The following is an 8,426-nucleotide window of genomic DNA, read 5'->3' on the forward strand; positions in this document are numbered from 1 at the left end:
CCGGCCGCGCCCGGCCCGGCAGGCGCGCTCAGGCCAGCGCAGGCGCCCGATCGCCCAGGGCAGGCAGATCCGCCACCCACTCCGCCACCGGCACGGCGTCGGTGTCCTGGGCCGCCCGCACCGCCACGTGCGCTCCGGCCGGCACCTCCGGCCCGGCGACCACCACGAGCGCATCCGCAGGCGCCGGCTCCGCCGACGCAGCCACGCCGTGCCGGGCCAGATCAGCCGCCGCCGCGACCGCCCGGCGCCCCGGCCGTGAACCGTCGTCGACCACCAGCGGCAATCCGCGTGCCACCGCCAGCAGCGCACCGACCCGCAGCGCCGCGCTCGCGTCGGCGTCCGTGCCCCAGCGCACCGCCACCGCCGACGGCGTGGCCGGCAACGACGCCACCGTGACCAGCTCCCCGACGACCCGATCGGCCAGCACGTGCGCCCCGGCCCGCACCACGACGACGTCCGGCTCCGATGCCTCGATCTGGACGCCGAGTTCGCGCTCGACGTCGTCGGAGAACCGGGACAGGACCGGTGCCGGAACGTCGTCCCGCCGGACCCGGGCGGCCAGTTTCTCCAGCTCCGCCAGCGAGCGGGTCATCTCCAGGAGCTCGCCGGAGAGCCCGGTCCCCACCTCCAGCGCCGGTGACTTGTACGGCAGCAGCCGCGACAGCACCACCTCGGCCGGTCGACGGGATCCGACCAGCGCACCGGCCAACTCGACGTCGCCGCTCTGCGACGCCGGCGAATCCACCACTACGAAGACCCGCGTCGCCGGAGCCTCCCCCAGAGCGGACCGCTCCGCCTCTGCGATGTCCCGCTCGATCCGCCGCCTCGAGTAGAACGCCGAGAGCAGGGGGCCGGCCATCACCGTCGTGACGATCGCCATCACGACCATCAGCGAGAACAGGGACTGGTCGAGGATCCCCAGCTGCAGACCGACGGTCAGGATCACGATCTCGGTCAGGCCGCGAGTGTTCATCAGCGTGGCCAGCGCGAACGACTGTCGGGACGGCACCTTCTGGAGCTTCGCCCCGAGGTACGCGCCGACGAACTTCCCGAAGATCGCCACCAGCAGGATCAGCGCCAGCTCACCGAGCCCGGACAGCCCGACGTTGCGCAGGTCCACCTTGATGCCGGAGGTGAAGAAGAACACCGGCAGCAGCAACAGGACGCTGACCTGCTCGAGCTTCTCCAGGATGTCCTGCCGCAGCGCCTCGCCGCCCTCCCGCGGCATCACCGCTCCGAAGAGGAACGCGCCGAAGATCACGTGCACGCCGAGCCACTCCGCGGCGTACGCCGACAGGAACAGTCCGACCAGGACGACGCCGAGTAGAGCCGGGGTCAACCGACCGGTGCGGGTGTGCTGCGGCAGCAGACGACGCAGCAGCGGACGCACGGCGAAGAACATCAGCGCGACGTAGGGCAGGGTCAGCAGCACGTGCCACTGCGCCTCCCCCGATGCCCCCGCCACCGTGACGACAACGGCGAGCAACGACCACGCGATGACGTCGTCGACCGCTGCGCTGGCCAACGCGAGGCCGCCCAGCCGGGTGCGGTGCATCCCGCGGTCGGTGAGGATCCGGGCCAGCACCGGGAACGCGGTGATCGACATCGCGGCGCCGAGGAACAGCACGAACGGCAACCGGTCGTCCTCGGCGACTCCGTGCCGCGTGGCCAGCCAGAACGCCAGCGTGATGCCGAGCGCGCACGGCAGGATGATCGACCCGATCGAGACGCTCACCGCGATCCGCTCGCGCCCCCGGATCAGCTTGTGGTCCAGCTCGTAACCCACGATGAACATGAAGAGCACCAAACCGACGTTGGCCAGTGCCGAGAGCGGAATCCGGATGTCGAGGGGGACCAGTACGGTCGAGAGGTGGGGCCCGATGATCGTCGGACCGAGCGCGATACCGGCGATGATCTCGCCCACGACGGGCGGTTGGCCGGCTTTCTTGGCCACCCACCCGCCTAACCGGGCAAGCACCAGGATCAAGGCCAGGCTCAACATCAACAGGCCGACGTCGTGCGCGCTCACCTGGGGTAGCTCCCATCCGTGTCCGGTACCCGACCTTGGTAGCGGGCTCCGGCCGGTAGTTTCACACCGCTGGCTGACCGATGTGAGGGTCCGTCGGGAACAGGACTGTTGAAGGAGAGGCACGTGGAGGGCATCGCCGACTACGAGTTCGTCCGTTCGCTGGGCGACGGGAACCACGGTGAGTTCTTCCTCGCCAAGACCCCGGCCCGGTTACCGGTCGAGGCTGAGCTGGTGGCGGTGAAAGTGCTGTCCGGTTCGACCACCCAAGAGGTGTTCCGGCGCGCGACCAGGGAGCTGGCGGCGTTCGCGGCCGTACGGTCGGAGCACCTGGTCACGCTGTACGACGCGGGTCAGCAGGGTGGGGTCTTCTACTACTCGATGGAGTACCTGCCGGACGGTTCGCTGGCCGAGCCGGCATACCTCCTCGACGAGTCCGCGACGCTCCGGGCGGTCGCGCACGCGGCCCGCGCCGCCCACGCCCTGCACGAGGCCGGCATCGTCCACCGGGACATCAAGCCGGGCAACGTCCTGCTGCACCCGAACGGCGGCAAGCTCTCCGACCTGGGCCTCTCGCAGGTGCTCGCGCCCGGCATGACGCTGACCGGGATGGGTTCGCTCGGCTCGATCGAGTTCGTCGACCCGGACGTCCTGCACGGCGAACCGCCGTCCCGCGCCAGCGACGTGTACTCGCTCGGCGTCACGCTGCACTACGCGCTGACCCAGCAGGGCCTCCACGGCGAGCTGCCCGACCACGATCCGGTGCTGGCGCTGCGCAAGGTCCTGTCGTCGCCGCCCACCATCGCTCCGGGCCTGGACGACACGCTCGCCGAGATCGTCCGGTGGACGATCGCCCCCGACCGCACGGAACGGCCCGCGACGGCCCTCGCCGTTGCCGAGCGCCTCGAATCACTGGTTACTGCCTAGCTGATTACGCCGCCCGGCGAACCACCGCACGAATGCCCGCTCCTGCAGCGGTGGTTCCCGACGCGCTCCTCGCCCCCGTCTCTGCCTGGCCCCGATCTCGGGGTTGCCGGCCGTAGGGGCGGGTCAGCCCCCAGTACGACTGAACACGGGCCGGACGCGTACCGACGCGTCCGGCCCAGTACCGCTCGCGCAGCGCCCAAGCCGACCTGGCCGCTTTTCGGGAACACCACCTCACCAACGCCGCTCACAGGTGGTCTTCCCGAAAAGCGGCCACAGCAGCGCCGCTCACAGGTGGTCTTCCCGAAAATGCGCCCGCGGCGAGCGCCGGCGGGGTGTCAGCTCTCGGCGAGTAGGTCGGCCATTTCGCGGACGTACGCCGCGCTCACGCCGTCCGTCACGCCGATCTGCGAATTGGTGCGACCGGCTACCCACACCGTGAGCGTCTGTCCGCTCGGATCCAGGTCGATGCAGAGTCGACAGCTCGGCGTGGTCCGGGCCTCCGGCGGGAGCAACCGCACCACGTGCACCCCGAGGCCGCCCCCGACCGCGGTGATGAACTCGGCGTCCACACCGCCCAGCCGGTCGTCCAGCACGGCGACCACCCGCGGCAGCGACACCAGTTGACGGGCTCGCGGATCCGCAGCGGCGGCCCGCCGCACCTCGACCAGGCGACGCAGCCGCGCGGTCAGGTCGAGTGCGCCGTCCCGGGTCGTGGCCAGATGCGGGCCGGTCAGCGGCGGCGTCGCCGGCCGGGCGTGCGGCAGCGACGAGACCCACGTCCAGCGCTCGTCGTCGGTCGGACCGGCGGACACCGCGATGCACAGGTCCCGCGCGTCGTGCAGCACCGCGGCCTGGGTGAGCAACCACCGCACCAGCGGCACGGCGGCGGGCAACGGCCCGCGGATCGCGATGCCGCCGGCGTTCCCGACCGGCACCGCGATCGGCACCGGCGGACGCCGGGCCAGCCAGCCGATCCGGGTCACCAGCGCCTGGGGGTGCTGCGGACCGCGCACCGCACCGGCCAGCCGGTCGCGCGCGACCCGGTCGAGGGTCACTGGGTCGGGCGGCGGCGCGTTCGGTGCCAGCCGGGCCAGGTGCCGTGCCGAGCGGACCTCCATCAACGCCGGCCCTGCGGTGACCAGGTCGCCGGGCGTCAGCTGGCGGACGCCGCGCAGCGGCTCGCCGTTCACCTGGGTGTCGGCGTCCCCGGCGACCTGGACGGTCCATCCGGTGACCGTGACGCCCAGGCTGACCCGACCGATCGTCACCGAGCGTTCGCCGTCCGGAAGCGGTATCAACCGTCCGGCGTCCGGGCCGCCCACCACCGCGAGGTAGAGGCGGCTGTCCTGGGCCCGGTCGGGCGTCGAGGCGCCGGTCGGCAGCGGGGCCCCCGCCGGGTACTGCGACGAGTACGTCCGGTAGCCGCCGCCGGACGTCGGCGCCGGACCGGCCGATCCGGACGGACCAGAGGCCGGTGTCGGGCGTGCGGAGTACGCGGGCGGCGGCGCGCCGGGGCGCGAGTACGCCTTGCCGCCGCGCTCGGGCGGCAGATCGTGCAGCGGAGGCATGCCGAACGGGGTGTCGTCGGGCAGCGTGAACCCCGGCGGCGCGGCCGGGTCGGAGCTCACCGCGGCTTTGGGTTCCTCGACGTCCGCGCTCTCCGGGGCGTCCACCGGCGGTTCGACCCGGGCCGGCGGGTCGGCGGGCAACGGCGGTTCGGCACCGCCGACCGGACCCGACGGCGGGGGCGGCGGCTTCCGGTCGAGCGGACGGCGAGCCGCGCGGGGCGGTTCCGGCGCCGAGTCCGCGACGACCGCCGCGCCCTGGTTCGCCGGGTTCGCCCAGGCTTGCTCCTGACGCGCCTCGGCGCCGCTCGGGGTCTTCCGCTCCAGTCGCCTGGCCGGCTTCTGGACCACAGTGGTCTCACCGGTCTCGACGGCCGAGCGCAGCGCGTCGACGAACTCCTTGCAGGTCGCGAACCGTTCCTGGGGCGTCTTGGCCATCGCCTTGGCCAGCACGCGGTCCACCGCGGCGGGCAGCGACGGCTGCAGCGCGCTGGCGGACGGCGGGGGAGCGGTCAGGTGCGCGGTGATCACCGCCACCTGGTTATCGCGCTGGAACGGCAGCTGGCCGGTGAGCGTCTCGAACGCCATGCAGCCGAGGGAGTACTGGTCGCAACGACCGTCGGTGACCGCGTCCTGCAGCTGCTCCGGCGCGATGTAGGCGACCGTGCCGAGAACCTGCCCGGTCATCGTGATGTCCTGGTCGTGGGACTGCCAGCTCTTGCTCAGCCCGAAGTCCACCAGGTACGCGTGCTCGGGCCCGCCGTGCGGACCGCCCGGCTGGGTGTCCGACGACCCCGGCCGCTCCACCAGGACGTTGCTCGGCTTGACGTCCCGGTGTGTCATCTGCAGGCGGTGGGCGGCGTCCAGCGCGTCGGCGACCTGGTCGAGCAGGCGAACCGCGCGCCGTGGTTCGAGTACCTGCTCGTGGTCGAGGATCGCGGCGAGGTCGGCGCCGGGGATGTACTCCATCGCCAGGTAGAGCTGCTTGTCGACCTCGTCGGCCGTGTAGACGGTGACGATGTGCGGGTGTCGCAGCCGGGCCGCGGACAGTGCCTCTCGGAGGAAACGGCGCCGGAACGCCTGATCGGCGACCAGGTGCGGGCGGAGCACCTTGACCGCGTCGTCCCGATCGAGCAGCCGGTGCCGGCACAGGTAGACCTCGCCCATGCCGCCGACGGCGAGGCGCTTGCGCACCTCGTACGTCGCGAGCCGGGATCCTGGGCTGAGCACGCCTCAAGGTTGTCATGCGATGCCACGTCCCGGCGAACACACCCGTAACCGGTTCCGTAAGCCCGTCCTGGCAAGTCTCGCTCTCGCGTGGCCTGCACGTCGGCAGCGGTGGAGATTTGTCGTACTACGTGACCCGGTCTGCGGACAAAGCTCGCCGCTGGCGGTCGACCTCCGGCGGGTCGTCGTGTGGCCGGGATCCCGTCGGCGTCGGACCGGACGCGGAGCGTCGCTGTCGCGCTGTCGGGGGTTGGCCGTACAGTGACCGACGATTCGCCCCCGACCCGACCGACCCGATCCCCGCACGGACGGTAGTCCCCTAGTGTCGTGAGTCAGAAGTTCGTCGCCGAGAAGTAGAAGGCAGATGGCTGGTGAAGCCGGGCGCCGGGCGGTGACGAATTAACGCGTCAAGACACTAGTCGGCGCTGCACCGTCCGCGCGCTGAGTGTTGAGAGCGTGTGGTGTTCCGTCGTCTGCTGGCCGCCGTGGCCGTATCCCTGTTGCTGATCGGGCTGTCGTCCTGCCGGTCCGACCCGACCGTCGCGGCCTACGTGGGTGACGACGAGATCACGCTCGATCAGATCGATCGTTACTACGCGAAGGCGACGTCCGATCCCGTATCGGCGGCGGAGGTGCAGCAGGATCCCGCCTCGGTCAAGCCGAAGTTGGTGAGCATGCTCGTGTTCATCGAACTGCTTCGGGACGCGGCCGAGACCGCTGGCGTGCCGGTCACGGCTGGGCAGATCGCCCAGGCGAAGGCGCAGATCGAGCCGCAGCGGCAGCAGCTCACCGGTGAGCTGGCGCTGCTCCCGATCGATGTCCTGGCCGAGTTCCAGGCGCACCGGGTGCTGCTCAGCCAGTGGGCGTCGGCCGGGAACGTCGATCAGCAGACCGCGGGCCAGAAGTACACCGAGGCACTCCGCGCCAGCGAGCGGGCCAACCCGGTCACCGTCAACCCGCGCTTCGGAACGTTCGACCTCGAGAAGGCGCCGCAGATGGGCAACGCCGACATCGCGGTGAAGCCGGCGCCGACCGCGGCGGACCAGTCCTGACGTGGCCGTTCGTCTCGTCGTCCTGGTCACGTCGCCGCGTCTGCCTGCCGGCTTACTGACCGCCGACGCGTGGGACGCGGTGCGCTCGCACCCGGTGTTCGTCGCGGGGCCGACGCCGCTCGCCGATGCCGTCCGTGCGGCGGGCGTCCCGGTCGTCGAGGTCGGTGACGATCCCGAGTCGGCGCTCACCCAACTGCGAGCCGCCGCCGCTGCTCCCGAAACCGGCGAGGCCGCGGTGTGGTTGGCGGGGCCGACCGATACCGCCGACCACGGCGTCCCGGCCTTGCTGGCAGCCCAACTCGCCACCGATCCGACGCTCGACTACCAGGTCGAGATCCTCTACGGCTCGTGGGATCCGCCCGGCGCCCGGCTGCTCGACGTCGCTTCGGTCATGGATCGGCTGCGGTCGCCGGGCGGCTGCCCCTGGGACGCCGAGCAGACCCACGACTCGCTCCGCCCTTACCTGCTCGAAGAGGCGTACGAGGCCTACGACGCGCTGCTCGACGGCGACCTCGACGCGCTGCGGGAGGAACTCGGCGACGTGCTGCTGCAGGTCGCGTTCCACGCCCGGGTCGCCAGCGAGGACCCCGACGAGGGCTTCGACATCGACGACGTCGCGGGCGACCTGGTCGCGAAGCTGGTTCGGCGGCACCCGCACGTCTTCGCCGACCGTACGGTCACCGGAGCGGACGAAGTCCACACGAACTGGGAAGCGATCAAGAAGGCGGAGAAGAAGCGCGACTCGGCGCTGGACGGGGTGGCACAGTCGCAGCCGGCTCTCTCGCTCGCGGCGAAGTACCTGTCCCGGACCCGCCGGGCCGGGGTGGCGGTGTCGCCACCGGCCCTCCCGCCGTCGCTGGTTGCTCCGACGTCCGAGCACGAGTTGGGAGCGCTGCTGTTCGCGCTGGTCGCGGCCGGTGACGCCCAGGGTCTGGACGCCGAGGCGGCGCTGCGTGCGGCGGCCCGCCGATTCGCCGACGACGTGCGGAGCGCGGAAGCCCGGACCAGCGCGTCCCGAGACTGAACCCGGAAGCCGGGGCCGGTCAACCCCCTCCAGGTGACCGACCCCGGCGATGACCACCGTGGCCTGGGCTGTTCGTTCCGCCGAAGGCCAGTGGTGGTCGGCGTCCCGAAGCCGCGGCGACGTTGACGCGGGGGACGGCGTGTGCCGCCGGGCGACGCTGCCCGGTTCGTCAGCGGCCCCGGGCCGGTTGGCGGACCGGGATTGCTGGGAGGCACTCCGGGGCCGCTGACTTCTCCAACGGTGCGATCCGTCGGTGGCGCGCGCGGTGCATCCGGGGTGCGGCTGGGTTGCGGCCCCACGTCGCCGAAAAGCGAAACGGCGGCCCGTCGGCGCGAGGGGCGCCGGCGGACCGCCGTTGGTTCGTGGGGCTACCGCGAGGGTCAGCGGGTGCCGTAGGTGGCGGCTAGTCCGCGGTAGTCGCCCAGGCCCAGCGTCCGCTTGCCGACCGAGCAAGCCGACAGCGCCGGGGTCATGACCGCGCTGGCGTTGGCGGACTGGCTGACGTGGTTGAGGCCCAGCGAGTGACCACGCTCGTGGAGGACGACCGACTGCAGGTCGTAGGCGTTGTTGCAGTTCTTGGTCGTGGTGAAGAACTTGTACTGGGT

Annotated in this window: 6 protein-coding genes; 3 read left to right on the top strand and 3 right to left on the bottom strand. The window is 71.9% G+C overall.

The genetic code is table 11. The features are described 5' to 3' along the window. Positions 1-28: 28 nt before the first annotated feature. Complete coding sequence (locus ABEB28_RS37205; RefSeq protein ID WP_345732995.1) at positions 29-2,029, bottom strand: cation:proton antiporter; 2,001 nt, start codon at positions 2,027-2,029, stop codon at positions 29-31. A 123-nt stretch (positions 2,030-2,152) separates the two neighbouring features. On the opposite strand from ABEB28_RS37205, the gene ABEB28_RS37210 reads away from it, so the two are divergent. Next, positions 2,153-2,953 (top strand): serine/threonine-protein kinase, encoded by an 801-nt coding sequence (locus ABEB28_RS37210; RefSeq protein ID WP_345732996.1) that lies wholly within the window; start codon positions 2,153-2,155, stop codon positions 2,951-2,953. 335 nt (positions 2,954-3,288) lie between these two features. On the opposite strand, the gene ABEB28_RS37215 is transcribed toward ABEB28_RS37210, so the two are convergent. Further along, positions 3,289-5,748 (bottom strand): serine/threonine-protein kinase, encoded by a 2,460-nt coding sequence (locus tag ABEB28_RS37215; protein ID WP_345732997.1) that lies wholly within the window; start codon positions 5,746-5,748, stop codon positions 3,289-3,291. A gap of 458 nt (positions 5,749-6,206) precedes the next feature. Between ABEB28_RS37215 and ABEB28_RS37220 the strand changes: the two genes are divergently transcribed. Continuing rightward, on the top strand, positions 6,207-6,797 hold the full coding sequence (locus tag ABEB28_RS37220) for a SurA N-terminal domain-containing protein (RefSeq protein WP_345733000.1): 591 nt from the start codon (positions 6,207-6,209) through the stop codon (positions 6,795-6,797). A 1-nt stretch (position 6,798) separates the two neighbouring features. After that, the gene (locus ABEB28_RS37225) at positions 6,799-7,821 is read left to right on the top strand and encodes a nucleoside triphosphate pyrophosphohydrolase (RefSeq protein ID WP_345732998.1); all 1,023 of its coding nucleotides are present in this window, start codon (positions 6,799-6,801) and stop codon (positions 7,819-7,821) included. Positions 7,822-8,201: 380 nt separating this feature from the next. On the opposite strand, the gene ABEB28_RS37230 is transcribed toward ABEB28_RS37225, so the two are convergent. Continuing rightward, positions 8,202-8,426: matrixin family metalloprotease (locus ABEB28_RS37230; RefSeq protein WP_345732999.1), on the bottom strand; the 225-nt coding region annotated here is incomplete at its 5' end.

Source organism: Cryptosporangium minutisporangium, assembly GCF_039536245.1.
In the GTDB taxonomy this organism is placed as follows: domain Bacteria; phylum Actinomycetota; class Actinomycetes; order Mycobacteriales; family Cryptosporangiaceae; genus Cryptosporangium; species Cryptosporangium minutisporangium.